Genomic DNA, 19105 nt, shown 5'->3' with positions numbered 1-19105 from the left:
AACAAGCTTAAGAAATACTTTATAACGTTGATTTCAACAATTGCCTTAAATCTTCTAAAGTATTGATTTCATCGGCTTTTTTATCCTTACGCCAACGAAGTATTCGGGGAAAACGTAAGGCTAAACCAGCTTTATGTCTTTTGCTTTGGGCAATTCCTTCAAAAGCGATTTCGAAAACAAGTTCAGGTTTTACAGTACGTACCGGTCCGAATTTTTCGATTGCATTTCTGGTAACAAATGAGTTTACTTCTTTAATTTCTTTATCAGTTAAACCCGAATAGGCTTTTGCGATGGTAACCAGATTTTCGCCATCGCGAACAGCGAAAGTGTAGTCGGTAAAGAAATTTGCTCTGCGGCCACTACCTTTCTGGGCATAAATCATCACGGCATCAACCGTATATGGATTGATTTTCCATTTCCACCAATCGCCACGTTTTCTGCCACTGTGGTAAGGTGAACTTAACTTTTTAAGCATAATCCCCTCGCTGTTAATAGAACGTGAGGTTAACCTTAGCTCTGCCAGTTCTTCCCATGATTTACAGTTTATCACTGGCGACAAAATCACTGGGCTTTCATTTAATCCACCAATTAATTGCACTAATATTTTTCTTCGCTCACTTAAGGGCTGCTCCCGGAAATCATTTGTTTCATATTCTAAAATATCATAAACGAAAAAGCCAATTGGTGCATCTTCAAGTTGTTTCTTATTTATCGTTTTACGATTTAAACGTTGTTGTAATGTGCTGAATGATAAAACCTGTTTATTCTGAACCGCTAAAATTTCTCCATCTAAAACCACACCATCTGGTAAAATGTCAATCAAAAAATGTAGCTCCGGAAATTGTTCTGTTACTAATTCTTCTCCCCGCGACCAGATAAATAATTCGCCGTTTCGTTTTACAATTTGCCCACGGATGCCATCCCACTTCCATTCTGCCTGCCACTCTGAAATACTTCCTAATGTTTCAGGTTCATTTTCCAATGCATAAGCCAGGCAAAAGGGGTAAGGCCAGGAGTTATCGGTATTAACGTGGATTCCATTAATTAATTCGTTAAAAGTGATTTCGTAGGGATTCCATTTACCCATAATGCTGTGCATAATCTGGGCACTATCTAAGCTGCTTTGTTTTGCCAGTGCATTTACCAGCATTTTGTTGGAAACCCCGATTCTGAAATTACCAGAAATTAACTTGTTAAATATGAAGCGTTCATTTGTTTCCAAAGTATTCCAGGCGTTTAAAATGAACTCTTTTTTGGTTTCATCGTCTTTTCCTTCCAGTTCATGTAAATTTTCAATCCATTTATGGAGTTGGAAATCAGAAGTATTTTCGGCAGGCGGCAGGAGTAAGGCAATGGTTTCACTTAAATCGCCAACATTTGAATAACTTTCAGAAAACAGCCATTCTGGTGTTTGAGTGATTTCAATTGCCCAATATTTTAATAAAGCAGATTTAATTGGCCGTTTCGGTTTTTTGCCTGTAAATAATGCAATCACCCAAACTTTGTCTTTGTCATCGGCATAATTGAAATAATTAACCAAAGCAGCGATTTTATCGTTGGTTTTATTGCTGAGTTCGAGTTGCTGGATGAGTTGTGCGAAACGTTTCATAGCTTATTTCGTTTCATTTTGTTCAGCCAAATCAACTTTATTCTCTTCATCATCTTCTTGTCCGAATTTAGTTGTCACTTCAGCAGATTCGATGCCATTATCGTTTAAAAATCTACTGAAAGCAGCCGTAAAACCGTGCGTAACATAAACTTTCTCTGCACCGGTTGCAGTAATAGCGTCCATTAAACCAGTCCAATCGGCATGATCACTCAAGGCAAAACCCGCATCAGCACTTTGCCAGCGGCGATGTGCCCGAACTTGCATCCAACCGGAGCAAATTCCGGTTACCGGATGACTCAGGTTTTTAATCCAGCGACTATCTCTCATAACCGGAGGAACAATCACAATTCCCTTTTGTAATTCATCTTTAGTAATTTCGGGCGTAATTCTAATGGTTTCAGGTAAATTTACGCCTGCATTTATGATTACCTCATTCAGGTTTGCAATGCTATTATGAACATAAATAGGAATATTACCGGTTAGGTTTTTAATTAAGCGTTGTGCTTTGCCTAAGCTATAAGCAATGAGTATGCTTGTTTTCTGTTGAGTGATGTTATCACTTACCCAACTTTTAATTTTATCGAAAACGATATCTTGTTTTTGCCATTTGTAAACAGGTAGACCAAAAGTGCTTTCAGAAACAAATGAATGGCATTTTACAGGTTCAAAAGCAGTGCTGATCCCGTCATCTTCTATTTTATAATCGCCTGAAACGACACAAATTTCTCCTTTATATTCTAAACGTACCTGAGCTGAACCGATGATATGGCCTGCGGGGAAAAAAGAAATATTCACACCATTTCTGACAATGCTTTCTCCATAATCAAGGGTTTCTACATTTAAATCTTCGCTAATGCGTCGTTTAATAATTGGTTTTGTTAGCGTATGACAGAGATAATATTTATTGCCAAAACGTACGTGATCGCTGTGGCCATGTGTGGTTACGGCATAATTTACAGGCCACCAGGGGTCTATATAGAAATCGCCCTGCTTACAATAAATGCCTTTTTTAGTGAATTCGATTAATGCCATGCCTAATAAACAATAAAGCTGATTATAAGTTTTAATGTCATATCGGCTAATTACCCGATAAATTGAAATATCGGGTAATTACCCGATAAATTGAAATATCGGCTAATTAGCCGATATTAGTTTTGAAATTCAATTAATTTATTCGATATTGGTATTATGATTTGCATTATAACAGGTGATATTGTAGGCTCAAGGAAAATAAAAGATAGCTGGCTATTGAGCTTGAAAACTGCTTTAAAGTTAGCCGCCGGGCAAAATAACAAATGGGAAATATATCGTGGAGATAGCTTTCAGCTGGAGGTAGAACCAGAAAATGCGATTAAAACCGCTGCTTATTTGAAAGCCTGTATCAGAATAAACAAACCTGCGGATGTAAGAATGGGCATTGGAATCGGAGAAGTAAAACACAAACGAAAAAAGCTTTCAGAATCAAGTGGAGATGCATTTGTAAACTCCGGGATCGCCTTTGATAGTTTAAAGCAAGCTAAGGTTAATCTGGCTATTAAAACTGATTTCCCAGATTTTGATGAAGAAATTAATGTACTAATTAAGCTATCTTTAATTACAATGGATAGCTGGGGAATTGTTGCGGCTGAAATGATAAAACTGGCGCTTGAAAATGAAAATTTACTTCAAAGTGAGTTGGCTGCTATTTCTGGTAGAACGCAATCATCTGTAAGTGAAGCTTTAAAGAGGGCCCATTATTCAGAACTTATGGAAATGGATAAGCTTTATCGTAAAAAATTGAACCAAATACTTTCTAAATAATGGACATCTATTTAGTTAAAATCATCCTTGCTCATTTGATCGGAGATTTTTTTCTTCAACCTAATTCCTGGGTTAAGGATAAAGAAAGAAAAAAACTTAAATCGGGAAAATTATACTTGCATGTTCTGGTGCATATTACATTGATATTTGTGATATTTCTGAGTTTCAAAGCCTGGAAAGTCGCATTGTGTATTGGTGTACTTCATTTCGTGATTGATGCCTTAAAAACGCTGTTTCAAACTAAAAAGAATGCCAGAACATTGTTTTTTATTGATCAGGTTTTACATTTAAGCTCCATTGTACTGATATGGCATATTTTCTACAGGGGTTATCTTGATATTAGCTACTTTAATGAAGTAAAAACCTGGATCTTAATTTCTGGGGCTTTGTTTTTAACCATGCCAACATCGATAATAATGAAGGTAATTATTGCCAAATGGCTACCGGAGAACGATAGTGAAAGTCCTCAATCGTTACAAAATGCGGGCAAATATATTGGGATTTTAGAACGTGTTTTGATTTTTGTTTTTATCCTAACCAATCACTTTGAAGCTGTCGGATTTTTACTTGCAGCAAAATCCATCTTCCGTTTTGGCGATTTAAAAGAGGCACATGATTTGAAATTAACTGAGTATGTATTGATTGGTACTTTACTGAGTTTTGGGATTGCAATCATCATCAGCATGCTTACACAAACATTTATTGCATAAAAAAAGCAGCCCGAAAGCTGCTTTTAATTTTTTATCTGGCTCCCGGAGGACAATTTTCTTTTAAAAACTTAGTAAAGGTTAGTGATAAATGCTCGTCGGTTCCTTCGCCTTCAGAAATGCTATGTGTACGATTAGGATAACTCATCAATTGAAATACTTTTTTGTTTTTAATCAATTCATCAATTAACATTTCAGCATTTTGATAATGAACGTTATCATCGCCGGTACCATGAATGTAAAGCAGATTACCTTTTAAATTTTTGGCATAAGTAATAGGAGAGCCCTTTACATAAGCCTCTTTACTTGGAAAAGGAGTGCCCATATAGCGTTCCTGATAGATATTATCATAAGTTAACTGATTGCCAACAGCTGCAATTGCGATACCTGTTTTATAAATATCCGGGTATTGGAACATCAGGTTTAAGGTTGAAGAACCTCCGCCACTCCAGCCCCAAACAGCAATACGATCTTTATCCATAAAAGGATAGGTTGCCAATAACTTTTTAGTTGCCATAGCCTGATCCCTGATATTGATTATACCAATGTTTTTATAGATACTTTTACGCCATGCTGCTCCTTTCGGAACCGGGGCACCGCGGTTATCCATCGAAATATAAATATAACCATCATTCGCCATATCTCCACCATATAATCCATTGCTGCCTGCGCCATAAGTATCAGCAGCTGTTTGTGATGCAGGCTCGCCATATACAAAAAATACAACAGGATATTTTTTATCTGGATTGAAATGATCAGGTTTTTTCATCCACCCATCCAATTCAATCCCATCTTCTGTCGTTACTTTAAAAAATTCTACTTTATTTTTTGGTGCTTCTTGCTTGGCTAATTGTGTAGTGATGCTTCCATCCATAGTGAGAGGACTTCCAGTTGTAAAGTTCATCCATTCGGCAACTGGTTTTACAACAGAACTATTGTAGATATGGCGGGCAAAAGCAGCATTAGGAGAAATATCATAACTGTGTGTGCCTGGCAGGATTGATGGTGTTACCATTTCGAGTTTACCTTTACCATCCAACCTGGTTTTATAAAGATAACGTTGTGTGGCATTGGTTGGTGATGCAATGAAATATACATAATTGTTTTTCTCATCAATAAGTTTTACAGAGATAACATCGTAGTTTCCTTTAGTAATTAAAGTTGTTTTTTTACCATCTTTACTAATTCTGTATAAATGATCCCAACCATCTTTATCTGATAAAATTGTAAATTCCTTATTGTCGTTCAACCATTTCCATTCATCCTGAGCATCAATCCAGGCCTTTGCTTTTTCTGTATAAATAGCCTTGGCAGAACCGCTGGCTGCATCACAAATGAAAACAATACTTTCATTTTGCTCACGGTTAAGTTGCTGTAAAATCACTTCATTGCTATTTGGAACCCACTGCATACGAGGAATGTAATGTTGAATATTATCTCCGGGAACATTTAACCAATTGGTTTTGGCAGTAGCAATATCAACTATACCAACTTTACATGCAGATGGATTTTCTCCTACTTTTGGATACTCAACCGGAATAGTGTAAGGATAAATAGAATCGGTATTGTTTATCATTAAGAAATTTTTAATTTTCGTAGCATCGATTTGCCAATAAGCAATTGATTTTCCATCTGGACTCCATCTAAAACCGTCTCTACAGTCAAATTCTTCTTCATAAACCCAATCGAAAGTACCATTAATCATCCGGTCGGTTCCATTTGTTGTTAAAGCTTTGGCGCCAGTTCCATCTATATTTTCAACATATAAATTATGCTTACTCACATAAGCAACTTTACTTCCATCGGGCGATAATTTTGCAAACATTAAAGATGATGCAGGTTTATCTTTCCCAATTTGGGTTATTTTATTTGAAGTTAAATCTGCCAGCCAATAATCTCCACGGGTATCATAGCGCCAAACTTTTTTACTGTTTGTAAAAATCAATGCTTTAGTGCCGTCTGACGATAATTGAAAACTTCGAACTGCAATTGGCGAATCTTTTCCGGCAGGAGTGAGGAGTGCTCTGGAAATAATGGTTTTTCTGTCACTTTTAGGGAGTGTGATGTTTACAACTTCTCCACTGGCAATTTGATAATAAGAATTACCGTCTTTTGCCCAGTTTATACCTTGAGCTTTTGCTTCAATTAATGCACAAATTGAAATGCAGGTAATTGATAATTTGAATAATAAGTTTTTTATCATAAATAATCAGACATAAAAAAAGCTTTTTAACTTTCGGGCTAATTTAAAAAAAAGCCGGCAGTTAAAAAGCCGTTTATTTTAAGATATTGGTTAATTATTCACCACCTTGCATTTTTGCAAGATCTTCCATGGTAACCACTTCATAACCAGCCGGAACATCTTTAGAAATTACACCAACTTTACCCTCTGCAATTGATTTTAATGTTGTAGTAGTTTCAATTCCTCTTTGAACCATTGTATATTTTACTGGAAATGCGCCTAAACCCGGAAAATAGTTTTGAGCACCAACGTTTGGTAATTCGATGTCTTTAGTAGCCCAAAGTTCATGCGAAGCGCCTTTATCATCCTTAAATGTATATTTTTCAGCGCTGAAACCACCAACAGTTTGTTTCTCACCGGTAGCTTTAAAATCAGAAAATTTTGGCATTTCACCCATTGCTTTCTCCACGTCTTCTTTTGATTGTTTTACAGCAAATTGTTTTTGTGCAATAGGCACATCAATTAAAAGCAAACCAGTTCTGGCATTATTATCAGAAACAATACCAATTAAAGCCGGACCTTGTTCAATTTCAATTTTAGTTAAACCATTATTGAATTTAACCTTCATTTCTGCTGGCGGTTCTTGTCCAGCCATGGCAGATTTCTGCTCATCGGTTAATTTATATTGCAAGCCGTAAGTAATTGTACCTTCGGTTATTTTCTTTTGCGCATGAGCGATTACAGCTGTACCTACTAATATAAAGGCTACAACACTTGTTTTAATTGATTTGAACATGTTTTTATTTCAGTTTAGTAATTTACCAGTTAATTTTTTCTTTATTTAAAAAGGAAGCGATACCTTTTTTAAAATCTTCGCTCTCCCGAACACGAGCATTAATTTGTATTGCTGTTTCTAAAGTTTTCTCAAGTAAGGGCTTTGTAGTTTGATTTATCAGCTGTTTTGTGATCATTAACGAATTGCCCGAACTCTCTTTACACAAACTTAGTGCAAATTCTCTAACCTTTAGATGAATTTCTGAAGAATTTGTTACAAAATTTATCAAATTATATTTCAATGCTTGTTCTGCATGAAAAATTTTTCCAGTGAGTAAAATCTCCTTAGCGATGGTTTCATTTACCTTTTGCATTAAAAAGCAGGAAACAATTGCAGGAACAAATCCAATTTTAACTTCAGTATAGCCAAAATTACTTTCAGGAGTTGCGAAAACAATATCACAAATAGTTGCTAACCCGCAACCGCCGGCAATTGCATGGCCCTCAACTTGTGCAATAACCACTTTAGGTAAATAATAAATGGTGGTAAAGAGTTTCTTTAGATTATTGGAATCTGCAACGTTTTCCTCAAAGGTATTATATTGTAACTGTTGAAGGTATTCTAAATCTGCGCCTGCACTAAAAGTACCACCATTAGCATTTAAAACAACTACTTTGGCTAAGTCATCCTCTTCTGCCTGTATAAAAGCATTGGTTAATGCTTTGACCAGATCTGGGTTTAAAGCATTCCGCTTCTCCGGTCGATTAATGGTTATGGTGGCAATTCTATCTTCCACACTATACAAAACCAGGTTTTTCATCGATATATAACTTGTTTTTTAAAAGTGATGAAGCTATCACGAGCATATCACTGCCGTTTATAAGCAGTATGCTCATGATGGTTCCATATTATTGGGTTAGGTAAACCAAATATGCAGGATTTTTCTTTAAAACATGATGTTCTACTTTAATATTTTCAGCAAAGGTTTTGAACATTTCAATTTTATAATCTTTGTTTGTAGCATCGATAATGATTGATTTATACTCCACTTCCTTTGGAAGATTTTCCAGTGTAAATCTGGTGTTCCCGGTTATCCAGATTCCGGAGAATTTGCCGATAATATTTAATCTTTTACGATTTAAAGCTTCATCAACCAGTAAGATTTTGAATTTATCAAAAATGATTTGATGATCTTTCTTAATAAACGGATGGAGAATAGTATCCTGTTTTAAAGTGATGAAATTAATTTTACTGATCTGATACTGCTCCAGGGCTGGTTTAATAAAGAATAGATAATTTTTATCATCAGCACTTAAATCGGTAAGTAAAACTGTTTGGTTACCGTTAACAAACGCCGCTGCATAATTTTTTCTTAGCGTAAAAAAGATAATTTTCTTTTGATGAACAGCTGTATAACTATCGTAAATAATCAGCATTTGGTAGATGATATAAATAGACAGCGACAACAATAAAGCCCATTTCTTATATTTTGAAAATGAATAAACCAATAATCCTAAAGCAAAACTCAACAAAATTAATTCTGGTAAGTTTATCCAGATGGATGAAAAAGTAGAGTAGGGTAAATCGGCAATCCATTTCAGAGCGTTGTTTGTAAATGTAATAATCCATTCAAATATTGGCGAAAGTTTATCTAAAAAAGGAATGAGCACAGCTATTCCTAAAATCATAATGATAATTAATGGGATGGAAATAAACAGATTGCCCAGCAAAAAGTAAACCGGGAATTGATGAAAATAATAAATGCAAAGCGGAAAAGTGATAAGCTGCGCAGCTAATGAAAGTGCGGTTAATTCCCACACTTTGTTAAGCCATTTGTTTTTAACGTAAATCCAATTGTAAATTTTAGGCTGGAGGTAAATTAACCCAAATACTGAGATATATGATAATTGGAAACCAACATCCCAAATTAGAAATGGATTGTAAATTAATTGACAAAAAGCCGCGAATGACAATGTATTATAACCGTTTTTGTTTTTAGCAAAAGTTTTAGCAGTAATGAAAATGGTTATCATAATGGCAGACCGAACGACAGACGGCGATAAACCTGTAATTAAAGCATAAACCCAGATCAGGCTGCAAATCAAAATGAATTTGAAAATTCGTAAAGTTTTTTTCTTGTCGAGAAACATCAGTAAAAAGTCCAGAACAAAGAAGATAATCGCAACATGGCTACCTGAAACTGAAAGTGCATGTATGGTTCCGGTTTTGGAGTAAGCAGCCAATGTTTCCTTACTCAAGTCTGCCCGATAGCCTAAAATCAATGTTGACGCTACAGCAAAAGCCTCATCATTTTTAATAAGTTTACGATACTTGTCAATTTGCTTTTCTCTTAGATTTATAGCAAATTTTATAATTGGATTTCCAATGTTCTTATTCGTTTTCAATAAATGGGTCTGATCAATAAATGTTTGTTCATACATATTATGAATCGCCAGCCAACCTTTAAAATCAAATTCTGCAGGATTGTACGGCGGTTCAACTTCAAAATGATGAGCTGGGATAATCAATTCATCTCCATATCTTAATTTTATTGGATTTACATTGTTTAGTTTTAATGCCAAAAGTAACTGGCCACTAAGTCTGATTTGCTTGTTATTTTGATAACCCGAAACAATTCTCGCCTTAAAACGAAGAATATCATTGATTTTTTCAGGTTCCCCGTTAATCCAGATTTTTAAATAAGTATTATTATTTCTGGCAAAATAACTGGCTTTGAGTTTTTCGTTGTTCAGTAAGCAAAGCACGCCACCAAAAGCAAAGAAAAACAGTAAAATCAGTATGCCAGTTAAACCTTTAAACCGATAGCCGTTTAGCTTTTTGTAATAGACATTGATAAACAAAATAGCCAGAAGAAGAATTCCCGCTATCATTTCAGTAATCAGAATAAATTTTTCCCGAGGCAGAAAATAAAAGATTCCAATTCCAGAAATAAATGGAGCTAATATCCTCACAAAAATATATTCTCCCTTAAACATACTAAAACTGGTATCTTAACTGAACTTTCACTTCCGATTTCTTATTTCCTTGAATTTCATCAAGATATGTTCCTATGGTTTCCACATCCTTATAAATGAACATGGCATATCTTGTCCAGATATTCAGTTTCTTAGCCAGATTATATTTCAGATTTAAATACGTTCTGAAACCTTTTCCGCTATACATTCCGAAAGCAAAGCTGTAAAGAACGTCATCTTCATAAGCATAAATCCTACTGTTATAACTCGGTGTATTGAAGTAGGCAATTCTTAAATTTCCGGTAATTTTAGAAAATTTGGGAGCGTAATTTATATCTTGATAAATTAAACAACCAAATTCGCTATTGGCTTCTCCTTTTTTATATTGTGAAACCTCTATCCGGTTTTGAAAACTCCATTTTTTATTTAATTGCCAACTTATTTCCGTGCGGTAACTTTCTTTTTTTACATCATCTAAAAAGTTAACCAGAACATTTAAATCTGTGTTTTGCTGTTTGTTTTCTGTTTTAAATCTGGTTAAAATTTTAAAGGTTTTTGTAGGGGTATAAACCACCTGACTTAAAATTTCATAACCTTTTGATGGTGCATCAACTCTATACTTTAACCATGGAAATTGAAAATAATCACCATAAAAGGAAAATGACCAGCGTTTATTTGGAATAATATTTAATCCTGCATAAAGCCCTTTTTCATTTACAGCCTCACTTGCTTCAGCTAAGCCCTGATTAAAAAAGTTGTGAAAATCTTTAGCATAATCTCTATAAGTTATTGCAGCTGAAACTGTTGGTGATAAACTAACCAAAGCCCCATTTACATAAGCTAAACCACTATTTAAGCTTTTGCTAACCTCGCCAAAAAAATAAATGTTTTTATAAGTGTAATTGTAAAAAAGGCCGAGGTTAGTTAATGAATTTCCGGTAAAACTGAACTGATCATAAACTGCGGCCTGTGTAATAAAACTGTTTCCATATTTACTTTGATGGGCAATTGCTCCAATTCCCAACTCATTTTTAGTGTACTGAACAACAGCGCCAAAAACCTGTTGACTTAATACATTTCTGTTTTTAATTTCTGATGGTGTTCTGTGTAAACCTGTTTGATTAATTGTTGCCTGAACTAAATCTCCTTCAAAATTTATACTCTGGCTAGCATCCAGGTTTCTTAAAGATATGAATGGTGTGATATCAATGTTTTGATATAAGTTTATGGTTGCTGATGCACCTCTAAGGAATGAATACTCATTTGCTGATGTATATGGGCGCAAACCTAAATCTTTTTTGGCTACACTGGTTACATCCGGCCCTTTACCAAAAGAAAAGCCCGACCAAAGCGTTAACCCCTGTCCAAATTGTAAATTATAATCACCTACCACTAATTTCTTTATCTTTCCCAATTTATAAAGAGCAGCGTTGCCAGAAACAAAATCGAAAGGTTTATCTATGAATTTTTCACCAGCATCTTTATCTACGGTAATTGCAGCCGAAACTATTGATCCATAATGATATCTATAACGGGCTTGAAATCTTTCGGGTGTACCCAAATATCTGTTTCCTGGTAAATCGGTATAACCCTTCTGCTTTTGTAAAGTCTGGGCGAAACGCATCACTACATCATTTTCCCCTAAGCTGAATATATTTTTTAAAGTGAGTTTTTCATATTCAGTGATTGCATTTAACGTAATAAATGGCAAAAGATTTTGAACGGTTTTAATATCAAAACCATTAATGCTCTGCAACTCTAACACATCAACCAGGTTTCCATTTTCTTTGACGTAATCAAAGAAATTGCTGATTTGTAATGGCGATAAGAAAACCAATGTTTTTAATTCTTGAGGAGAGGTTTTATTTAAATTAATCGGATGTTTTTTTAACCTGGTCAAAACATCAATCAATTCAGTCATGTCATATTCATCAGGAAGATTTTCGGCAACACTTTCCAAAATGTCCTGAATGTGGATCTCTTGTTCAGTAATTTGAGCATTTGCGATGAAACCCAGCATCACGAAAAGCAAGGTCATTATTTTAAAACGCATAGCCAATTGCAATTTGAGGTGCATAACCAAGACTAGCATCATAAGTAGTTGCCATATCTAACAACAACTTTTTGTAATTTAAGCCAAAACCTGCATACTGCTTAAAAGGTTTGGCACTCAAACCACCTCTCAGGCTAAATGAATCAACTATTTTGTAATCAATGCCTAAACTAACATCTATATATTGATTCAATATTTTACTGACTGAACTGGCAATCAATATCTTATCTGATGCGAAATAGCTTGCCCCAATATTAAATGATGTTGGAATTTCTATCAAAGCTTCGGTACTGCTAAATTTTTGTTTAGAAGGATTACTAACAAAAGCTCCAAAAATAAATTGATTTTCAAAGCAATAAATCACACCAATGTCAACAGAAAACCCCGTTGAAGTACCATAGTTGGTAATTCTCAATTGATGATAATTTACATTGATTGCGGTAGACAGTTTATCGCCAAACTTTTTTGCATAAGCGAAGCCAACTTTGCTTTCGTTGTATTCAACAAATCCATACCGCTGAAAGCTTGTTCCTAAAAAGTTGTTTTTGAAAGGAATAACAGCAACAAAAGCTTGTGTGCTAATTTCATCACTAAAAAGATGTTTGATGTAGCTTAATGAAATGACGGGTTTTTCGATGCCCGTAATTCCAGATGGATTTGCCTGCAAAGTCCAGACATCGGGTACGGCAGTGCCGTTGTTGCCAATCGCTGTTAGGCGTGCCCCTAAATTGTTTTGGGCAGATAAATAAAAAGGAGTAAGGAAGACTAACAATGCATACCATATTCTCATAAAAGGGCGTTAAACCAGTTAAAAAAAATAGGGTGATTGTTGTTTGGTTATTCTAATGTAGAAAAATTAAATCAGAATTGGGAATTAGGGAATTATTTTTTTTTAGAAATAAATGTTAGCTACATCATCATGCCAGAAATGAACTCAGGGTAACGACTACTTGTGCTTACGGTATGAGAAGTTTTATAAATGATGCTTGGTTACTACAACTCCTGCGCTAAATTTACCAAAAAGCCTTTTAGTTTTTCCAAAGAATCAATGATCTTTTGATTTTCTTTAACATCAGATTTATTGTTTTTTAAATACTCCTTGGCACCTTTTAAAGTAAAGCCCTTTTCATCCACCAAATTGAAAATAATCTTTAAATTTTCGATATCTTCCGGAGTAAAAAGTCGATTGCCCTTCTTGTTTTTTTTAGGTTGAAGAATATCGAATTCTTTTTCATAAAAACGTATTTGTGATGCATTTACTTTAAACATTTCGGTCACTTCGCCCATAGTATAATACATTTTATTGATGTCTCTTTCTTTATAAGGCATAATTGGTGCTTGATTATGAGTGTTTTATATCGATTAATTAAAGTATTCAAATGTAGCTCGATTTTTCCTTAATAACGTAATAAAATTTTAATTTTGTTCCTCCAATAATATAACGATGACCGCACAAGAAATAAGACAGGCATTCCTAAATTTTTTTAAAGAGAAACAACATCATATTGTTCCATCTGCACCAATTGTGGTAAAAAATGATCCTACATTAATGTTTACTAACGCCGGGATGAATCAATTTAAAGATTTGTTTTTAGGAGAAGCGGTTATTAAATATCCACGGGTTGCCGATACCCAACGTTGTTTACGCGTATCAGGAAAACACAACGATTTGGAAGAAGTAGGCATTGATACCTATCATCATACCATGTTTGAAATGCTGGGTAACTGGAGTTTCGGAGATTATTTTAAGAAAGATGCCATTGCCTGGAGCTGGGAGTTATTGACTGAAGTTTATAAAATTCCAAAGGAAAAATTATATGTAACGTATTTCGAAGGTGATGAGAAAGAAGGTTTAGAAAAAGATCAGGAAGCTTATGATCTTTGGAAACAATACATTGATGAAAGCCACATTTTACCAGGGAATAAAAAAGACAATTTCTGGGAGATGGGTGATACAGGTCCGTGTGGTCCTTGTTCCGAAATCCATGTGGATTGTCGTACTGATGAAGAAAAAGCTCTGGTTGATGGCGCTACTTTGGTTAATGCAGATCATCCACAGGTAATCGAAATCTGGAACAATGTATTTATGCAGTTTAACCGTTTAAAAGATGGTTCATTGCAAAGTTTACCTGCTAAACATGTTGATACAGGAATGGGGTTTGAACGTTTGGTTCGTGTTTTACAAGATAAAACTTCTAATTACGATACAGATGTTTTTCAACCGATAATTCAGTTCATTGCAGAGAAATCTGGAATTAAATACGGTGCTGAAGAGAAAACTGATGTTGCAATGCGCGTTATGGCTGATCATATTCGGGCTATTTCATTCGTTATTGCCGATGGTCAGTTGCCTTCAAACAACAAGGCTGGTTATGTTATTCGCAGAATTTTACGCCGTGCAGTGCGTTATGCTTATACTTTCTTAAATTTCAAAGAACCATTTCTAAATCAATTGGTCCCTTTATTGGCTGAACAATTTAAAGGTGTTTTTGATGAATTGATCTCTCAACAGGATTTTGTTCAGAAAGTGGTTCTGGAAGAAGAGGTTTCTTTTTTGAGAACGCTATCTACAGGTATTCAACGTTTTGAAAAGTACCAGGCAATAAATAATCTGGTTGAAGGGAATTTCGCATTCGAATTATCAGATACTTTTGGTTTCCCAATTGATTTAACTGAATTAATGGCGAGAGAAAAAGGCTGGAGTGTTGATTTAGCTGGGTATGAACAAGCCCTTAAAAAACAGAAAGATGATAGCCGTGCGGCCACAGCAATTGATACAGGAGACTGGGTTATTGTGAATGCTGATGATCAAAGTGAATTTGTTGGTTATGACGATTTAGAAATTGAAACTGAAATTTTAAAATATCGTAAAGTAAAGGCGAAGGGGAAAGAACAATATCAGATTGTTTTGCGCCAAACTCCTTTTTATGCAGAAAGTGGTGGACAAGTAGGTGACACCGGACGATTAGAAGATCATAGTCGCCAATTTTGGGTTGATATTACTGATACTAAAAAGGAAAATGGATTAACGGTTCACTTCACTGATATTTTACCTGATAATTTAGAAGGTAAATTCTGGGCAGTTGTTGATGAGGACAAACGTATTTTAACTGAAGATAATCACTCCGCCACTCATTTATTACATGCTGCACTTAAGCAGGTTTTAGGTCAGCATGTGAATCAAAAAGGTTCTTTGGTAAATGCTGATTATTTGCGTTTCGATTTTTCTCATTTTGCTAAAGTAACTGATGAAGAACTTGCTCAGATCGAAGTGATCGTTAATCAGAAAATCAGGCAGAATATTAAGTTAAAAGAACAGAGGAATGTTCCATATCAAGATGCGATAGAAAGTGGCGTTACTGCTTTATTTGGTGAGAAATATGGCGATTTTGTTCGAATGATAACTTTCGATGATCATTTTTCTAAAGAACTTTGCGGAGGTACACATGTAAAAGCCACCGGGCAAATTGGTTCATTTAAAATTGTTTCTGAAAGTGCGGTTGCTGCAGGTGTTCGCCGTATTGAAGCAATTACCGCAGATAAAGCTGAACAATATTTCTTAGATCAGAGAAAAGAGTTGGCTCATTTAAAAACGTTGTTAAACGGAACTAAAGATTTATCAGCATCTGTTCAGGCGTTGCTTGAAGAAAACGCTAAGCTGAAAAAAGAAATTGAAAAATCCACTTTAGAACGTGTAAATAACTTAAAGCACGAAATTGTGCACCATGTTAGAGGAATTAACGGAATTAACTTAATAGCAAGACATATAGATTTGCCAAGTGCAGATGCAGTTAAAAATTTAGCTTTTTCACTAAAAGACATGATTGATAACCTGTTCCTGGTTTTCACAACAGAAATTGATGGTAAACCTGGAATCACGGTCATGTTATCTGATCATTTGGTTAAGAAAGGCATGAATGCATCGAACATCGTTCGTGAGTTAGGAAAGGAAATTCAAGGCGGTGGAGGTGGACAACCTTTCTATGCAACTGCAGGTGGTAAAAATCCTGCTGGTTTAAAAACTGTTTTAGAAAAAGCTGAGGGATTTGTAACTCAATAAGTTACCCATTTAAACCCGATTGCAGTGGAAATACTTTTAAAAAGTGCATTACCCCTGAATACCCTGTAATAAAGTAACAGATGAAACAGATCTTTCATTCCTCAGAAAGACAGGAGTTTTTTAAAAGATTGGAACAAAAAGCGGGACTAAATTAACCGAAGAACTACTGCAATTGCTTTTCAAAAAATTATAAAAACTTTAAAATAAACTCAGTGTGAAGAACGCATAAAAAAAGAGGCTTTAAAGCCTCTTTTTGTTTTAATGTCGACCGTGTTTTTCCCTGTGTCCTCTGGAGAATAAACTTGAATTTACTCGTCTATCATGTTGTCTGTAATCAACACGTTGTGGTCGGTAATTATTTCTGGGCGAATTGTATTTAATCCTGTTTCCACCTCCGTACGATGAGTGAACAACGTTTACATGATTTGCATATTTAACGCTATGAACGTTGTAACTGCGGTAAGGACTATTTCCGTATACCACAACTTTTCTGCCCCTGTTTAAATCATATCCTCTGTATCTTGATGGTAAATATCTTGATTTAACCCATCTATTTCCACTTAGATAAACAAATTGTCTTTGCGGAACATAATAATAGGAATGTACCTCTGGAAGATAATAGTAGTTAACATTTTGATAACCGACAGGAACCCAGGCTGGTTGTGGTCCGATATTTACATTGATGCTTACCTGGGCGTTAGATTGATTAGATGTTAAAGCCGCAATACCTACAATCGCAGCAACAATAAATAACTTTTTCATAGTAATCCATTTAATTTGTGTGTAGTATTACAAATTCAAACGGTGTGCCAAAATTTCTATTGTAACAGAGATATAAAAAAGGAGTTTCTTTTAGAAACTCCTCACATTACAACTAAAATACGAACTATCTTCTACTATTGATTCTTTGGCCTACATTTCTTTCAGGACGGTTATCATTACCTTTACCAGTATTTATACGGCCGTTGTTTTGTACAGGTTTAACGGGTTGATTTATCCTTACGAAAGTTTTTTGATTGCGGCTGGGGCGACTGCCATTTATCACAACCGTTTTATTACCATTATAATTGGGATGACCTTTTACTATATTGTATTTAGTATCGCGGCTATCTCTTATTATAGTTTGACGCCCTCCATAGTTTTTATACTTACTGTATTTAGCAACATAAACATTGTTCCTCAAATACGGTTTTGGTTCATTTATAACAACTTTATAAGCGCTGTATAAATCGAAGTTACGATATTGAACAGGTAAACTGTTTGCACTAATCCAATGTCCTGCGTTTGAATAAATATATTGACCAGATGGAACATAATAGTAGGCGTTAATATCAGGAAGATAATAATAATCTACATGATCATATCCGGCCGGACCCCACAAAGGCTGTGAACCAATATTTATATTTAAGCTAACCTGTGCTTTGGCATTGTTGATGCTGAATAATGAAACCATCAGAACTGCAGCAAATAATACTAACTTTTTCATAATGTTTTTAATTTAAAGGTTTCTTTTGTGTGTTAATTACTGAGATAGACATAGCCATTAGATGGTAGTTTAATTACGGCAATTCGTTTTAACATTCTTTAACTATAATTTTCAATTACTCAATATATTGAGTAATTTTACTCAATATATTGAGTAATTTGTTAAATATGTTTGAACTTCCTGAACTACAAAGAATTATAAAGGTTTTGAATGAACCAAAAAGATTTATTCAGGTACTTGTTGGTCCGAGGCAAGTAGGTAAAACTACGTTAATAAACCAATTGGTACAAAAAATTACCATGCCTTATTTATTTGAATCTGCCGATGCAGTGGTAGCATCAGATCAAACATGGATTGAAAAAATATGGAATAATATACGACAATCTATAAAAAATAATAATTCAGATGATTATCTTTTGGTTATAGATGAAATTCAGAAAATTGATAATTGGAGCGAAATTGTAAAGCGCCTTTGGGATGAAGATATACGGAACGGTACAAATATAAAAGTAATTTTATTGGGCTCATCCCGATTGCTTATTCAGCAAGGTTTAACGGAATCACTGGCGGGACGTTTTGAATTAACCTATTTGGGGCATTGGAGCTTCGTAGAAATGGAAAAAGCATTTGGTTTTAGTGCAGACGAATATGTTTGGTTTGGTGGTTATCCGGGTTCAGCTGGTCTGATTGATGATGAAGAGCGCTGGAAAAATTACGTTTCAAATGCATTAATTGAAACCAGTATTTCCAAAGATATATTAATGCTCACACGAGTAGATAAACCAGCTTTAATGAAGAGACTATTCGAGTTGGGTTGCCTGTATTCGGGACAAATTCTTTCATTTACAAAAATTTTAGGACAACTTTCTGATGCAGGAAATACAACAACATTATCTCATTACTTGCAATTATTAGATACAGCCGGATTACTCGGGGGTATTGAAAAATTTGCTGCAGATGTAATTAGAAAACGTTCATCGAGCCCTAAATTCCAAGTGCATAACAATGCTTTGGTCAGTGCTCAAAGAAATGAATTTTTTGAAGAAATAAAGAAGCAGCCAGCAGAATGGGGACGAATGGTAGAATCATCAATCGGGGCACATCTGCTAAATTCTTCTCTCGCAGAGGGGTATAAAGTGTTTTACTGGCGCCATAGAAATGACGAAGTAGATTTCATTTTGGAAAAACGGGGTAAAATTATAGGGCTCGAAGTTAAAAGTACCGGTCTGGTAACAGGTACTTCAGGAATGAATGCATTTAGTAAAATGTATAAACCTGATAAGATTATGATGATTGGCGCAGGAGGCTTACCGTGGCAGGAATTTTTAAAAATTTCTCCATCAAGCCTTTTTTAACGAAAGATTAAATAATAACTATATTTGCGCTAGTAATATTTAATCACTGATGAAAAGATAAAATCTGATTTATTTAGGATGATGTTCATCAGCAGTTAATAAA

Annotated in this window: 15 protein-coding genes; 4 read left to right on the top strand and 11 right to left on the bottom strand. The window is 34.9% G+C overall.

What is annotated here, in order from left to right; translation table 11 throughout:
- Nucleotides 1-19: 19 nt before the first annotated feature.
- Nucleotides 20-1609, bottom strand: coding sequence for an ATP-dependent DNA ligase (locus tag DU508_RS02125; RefSeq protein WP_115401199.1), 1590 nt, complete (start codon nucleotides 1607-1609; stop codon nucleotides 20-22).
- A gap of 3 nt (nucleotides 1610-1612) precedes the next feature.
- Nucleotides 1613-2641 (bottom strand): ligase-associated DNA damage response exonuclease, encoded by a 1029-nt coding sequence (locus DU508_RS02120; RefSeq protein ID WP_115401198.1) that lies wholly within the window; start codon nucleotides 2639-2641, stop codon nucleotides 1613-1615.
- A gap of 156 nt (nucleotides 2642-2797) precedes the next feature.
- Here DU508_RS02120 and DU508_RS02115 point away from each other — a divergent pair, with 156 nt between their 5' ends.
- Together DU508_RS02115 and DU508_RS02110 are read left to right on the top strand one after the other, a co-directional pair.
- On the top strand, nucleotides 2798-3409 hold the full coding sequence (locus tag DU508_RS02115) for a SatD family protein (RefSeq protein ID WP_115401197.1): 612 nt from the start codon (nucleotides 2798-2800) through the stop codon (nucleotides 3407-3409).
- A complete protein-coding gene (locus tag DU508_RS02110; protein ID WP_115401196.1) occupies nucleotides 3409-4119 on the top strand; it encodes a DUF3307 domain-containing protein in 711 nt (236 codons plus the stop codon). The genes DU508_RS02115 and DU508_RS02110 overlap by 1 nt, the downstream gene beginning before the upstream one ends.
- A 31-nt stretch (nucleotides 4120-4150) precedes the next feature.
- Here the strand turns inward: DU508_RS02110 and DU508_RS02105 are convergent, their stop codons facing one another.
- The 7 genes from DU508_RS02105 to DU508_RS02075 form a co-directional block, all read right to left on the bottom strand.
- The gene (locus DU508_RS02105) at nucleotides 4151-6319 is read right to left on the bottom strand and encodes a S9 family peptidase (RefSeq protein WP_115401195.1); all 2169 of its coding nucleotides are present in this window, start codon (nucleotides 6317-6319) and stop codon (nucleotides 4151-4153) included.
- Between the two features lie 94 nt (nucleotides 6320-6413).
- Nucleotides 6414-7094, bottom strand: coding sequence for a hypothetical protein (locus tag DU508_RS02100; protein ID WP_115401194.1), 681 nt, complete (start codon nucleotides 7092-7094; stop codon nucleotides 6414-6416).
- A gap of 22 nt (nucleotides 7095-7116) precedes the next feature.
- Nucleotides 7117-7893 carry an enoyl-CoA hydratase/isomerase family protein gene (locus DU508_RS02095; RefSeq protein WP_115401193.1) on the bottom strand — a complete coding sequence of 259 codons (777 nt, stop codon included), beginning with the start codon at nucleotides 7891-7893 and terminating at the stop codon, nucleotides 7117-7119.
- Nucleotides 7894-7981: 88 nt separating this feature from the next.
- Nucleotides 7982-10069 (bottom strand): ComEC/Rec2 family competence protein, encoded by a 2088-nt coding sequence (locus DU508_RS02090; protein ID WP_115401192.1) that lies wholly within the window; start codon nucleotides 10067-10069, stop codon nucleotides 7982-7984.
- A 1-nt stretch (nucleotide 10070) separates the two neighbouring features.
- Nucleotides 10071-12101 carry a helix-hairpin-helix domain-containing protein gene (locus DU508_RS02085; protein ID WP_115401191.1) on the bottom strand — a complete coding sequence of 677 codons (2031 nt, stop codon included), beginning with the start codon at nucleotides 12099-12101 and terminating at the stop codon, nucleotides 10071-10073.
- Nucleotides 12091-12891 carry a PorV/PorQ family protein gene (locus DU508_RS02080; RefSeq protein WP_115401190.1) on the bottom strand — a complete coding sequence of 267 codons (801 nt, stop codon included), beginning with the start codon at nucleotides 12889-12891 and terminating at the stop codon, nucleotides 12091-12093. The genes DU508_RS02085 and DU508_RS02080 overlap by 11 nt, the downstream gene beginning before the upstream one ends.
- Before the next feature lie 203 nt (nucleotides 12892-13094).
- Entirely contained in the window at nucleotides 13095-13430 is a 336-nt protein-coding gene (locus DU508_RS02075; RefSeq protein ID WP_115401189.1) for a MerR family transcriptional regulator, read from the bottom strand.
- Between the two features lie 115 nt (nucleotides 13431-13545).
- On the opposite strand from DU508_RS02075, the gene alaS reads away from it, so the two are divergent.
- Entirely contained in the window at nucleotides 13546-16161 is a 2616-nt protein-coding gene (alaS, locus tag DU508_RS02070) for an alanine--tRNA ligase (protein WP_115401188.1), read from the top strand.
- A 258-nt stretch (nucleotides 16162-16419) separates the two neighbouring features.
- Here the strand turns inward: alaS and DU508_RS02065 are convergent, their stop codons facing one another.
- Entirely contained in the window at nucleotides 16420-16923 is a 504-nt protein-coding gene (locus tag DU508_RS02065) for a hypothetical protein (RefSeq protein WP_115401187.1), read from the bottom strand.
- A 124-nt stretch (nucleotides 16924-17047) separates the two neighbouring features.
- Nucleotides 17048-17647, bottom strand: coding sequence for a hypothetical protein (locus DU508_RS02060; RefSeq protein ID WP_115401186.1), 600 nt, complete (start codon nucleotides 17645-17647; stop codon nucleotides 17048-17050).
- Nucleotides 17648-17814: 167 nt separating this feature from the next.
- On the opposite strand from DU508_RS02060, the gene DU508_RS02055 reads away from it, so the two are divergent.
- Nucleotides 17815-19002 (top strand): ATP-binding protein, encoded by a 1188-nt coding sequence (locus DU508_RS02055; RefSeq protein ID WP_115401185.1) that lies wholly within the window; start codon nucleotides 17815-17817, stop codon nucleotides 19000-19002.
- Nucleotides 19003-19105 lie beyond the last annotated feature (103 nt).

The organism is Pedobacter chinensis, assembly GCF_003339865.1.
In the GTDB taxonomy this organism is placed as follows: domain Bacteria; phylum Bacteroidota; class Bacteroidia; order Sphingobacteriales; family Sphingobacteriaceae; genus Pedobacter; species Pedobacter chinensis.
This window is presented reverse-complemented; position numbering and strand designations above follow the sequence as displayed.

Excerpts from the sequence above, each read along its gene's own strand:
- DU508_RS02085 (WP_115401191.1), bottom strand. The coding sequence starts at position 12,101 with ATGCGTTTTAAAATAATGACCTTGCTTTTCGTGATGCTGGGTTTCATC.
- DU508_RS02100 (WP_115401194.1), bottom strand. The coding sequence starts at position 7,094 with ATGTTCAAATCAATTAAAACAAGTGTTGTAGCCTTTATATTAGTAGGT.
- DU508_RS02060 (WP_115401186.1), bottom strand. The coding sequence starts at position 17,647 with ATGAAAAAGTTAGTATTATTTGCTGCAGTTCTGATGGTTTCATTATTC.
- DU508_RS02110 (WP_115401196.1), top strand. The coding sequence starts at position 3,409 with ATGGACATCTATTTAGTTAAAATCATCCTTGCTCATTTGATCGGAGAT.
- DU508_RS02105 (WP_115401195.1), bottom strand. The coding sequence starts at position 6,319 with ATGATAAAAAACTTATTATTCAAATTATCAATTACCTGCATTTCAATT.
- DU508_RS02115 (WP_115401197.1), top strand. The coding sequence starts at position 2,798 with ATGATTTGCATTATAACAGGTGATATTGTAGGCTCAAGGAAAATAAAA.
- DU508_RS02075 (WP_115401189.1), bottom strand. The coding sequence starts at position 13,430 with ATGCCTTATAAAGAAAGAGACATCAATAAAATGTATTATACTATGGGC.
- DU508_RS02090 (WP_115401192.1), bottom strand. The coding sequence starts at position 10,069 with ATGTTTAAGGGAGAATATATTTTTGTGAGGATATTAGCTCCATTTATT.
- alaS (WP_115401188.1), top strand. The coding sequence starts at position 13,546 with ATGACCGCACAAGAAATAAGACAGGCATTCCTAAATTTTTTTAAAGAG.
- DU508_RS02125 (WP_115401199.1), bottom strand. The coding sequence starts at position 1,609 with ATGAAACGTTTCGCACAACTCATCCAGCAACTCGAACTCAGCAATAAA.
- DU508_RS02065 (WP_115401187.1), bottom strand. The coding sequence starts at position 16,923 with ATGAAAAAGTTATTTATTGTTGCTGCGATTGTAGGTATTGCGGCTTTA.
- DU508_RS02055 (WP_115401185.1), top strand. The coding sequence starts at position 17,815 with ATGTTTGAACTTCCTGAACTACAAAGAATTATAAAGGTTTTGAATGAA.
- DU508_RS02080 (WP_115401190.1), bottom strand. The coding sequence starts at position 12,891 with ATGAGAATATGGTATGCATTGTTAGTCTTCCTTACTCCTTTTTATTTA.
- DU508_RS02120 (WP_115401198.1), bottom strand. The coding sequence starts at position 2,641 with ATGGCATTAATCGAATTCACTAAAAAAGGCATTTATTGTAAGCAGGGC.
- DU508_RS02095 (WP_115401193.1), bottom strand. The coding sequence starts at position 7,893 with ATGAAAAACCTGGTTTTGTATAGTGTGGAAGATAGAATTGCCACCATA.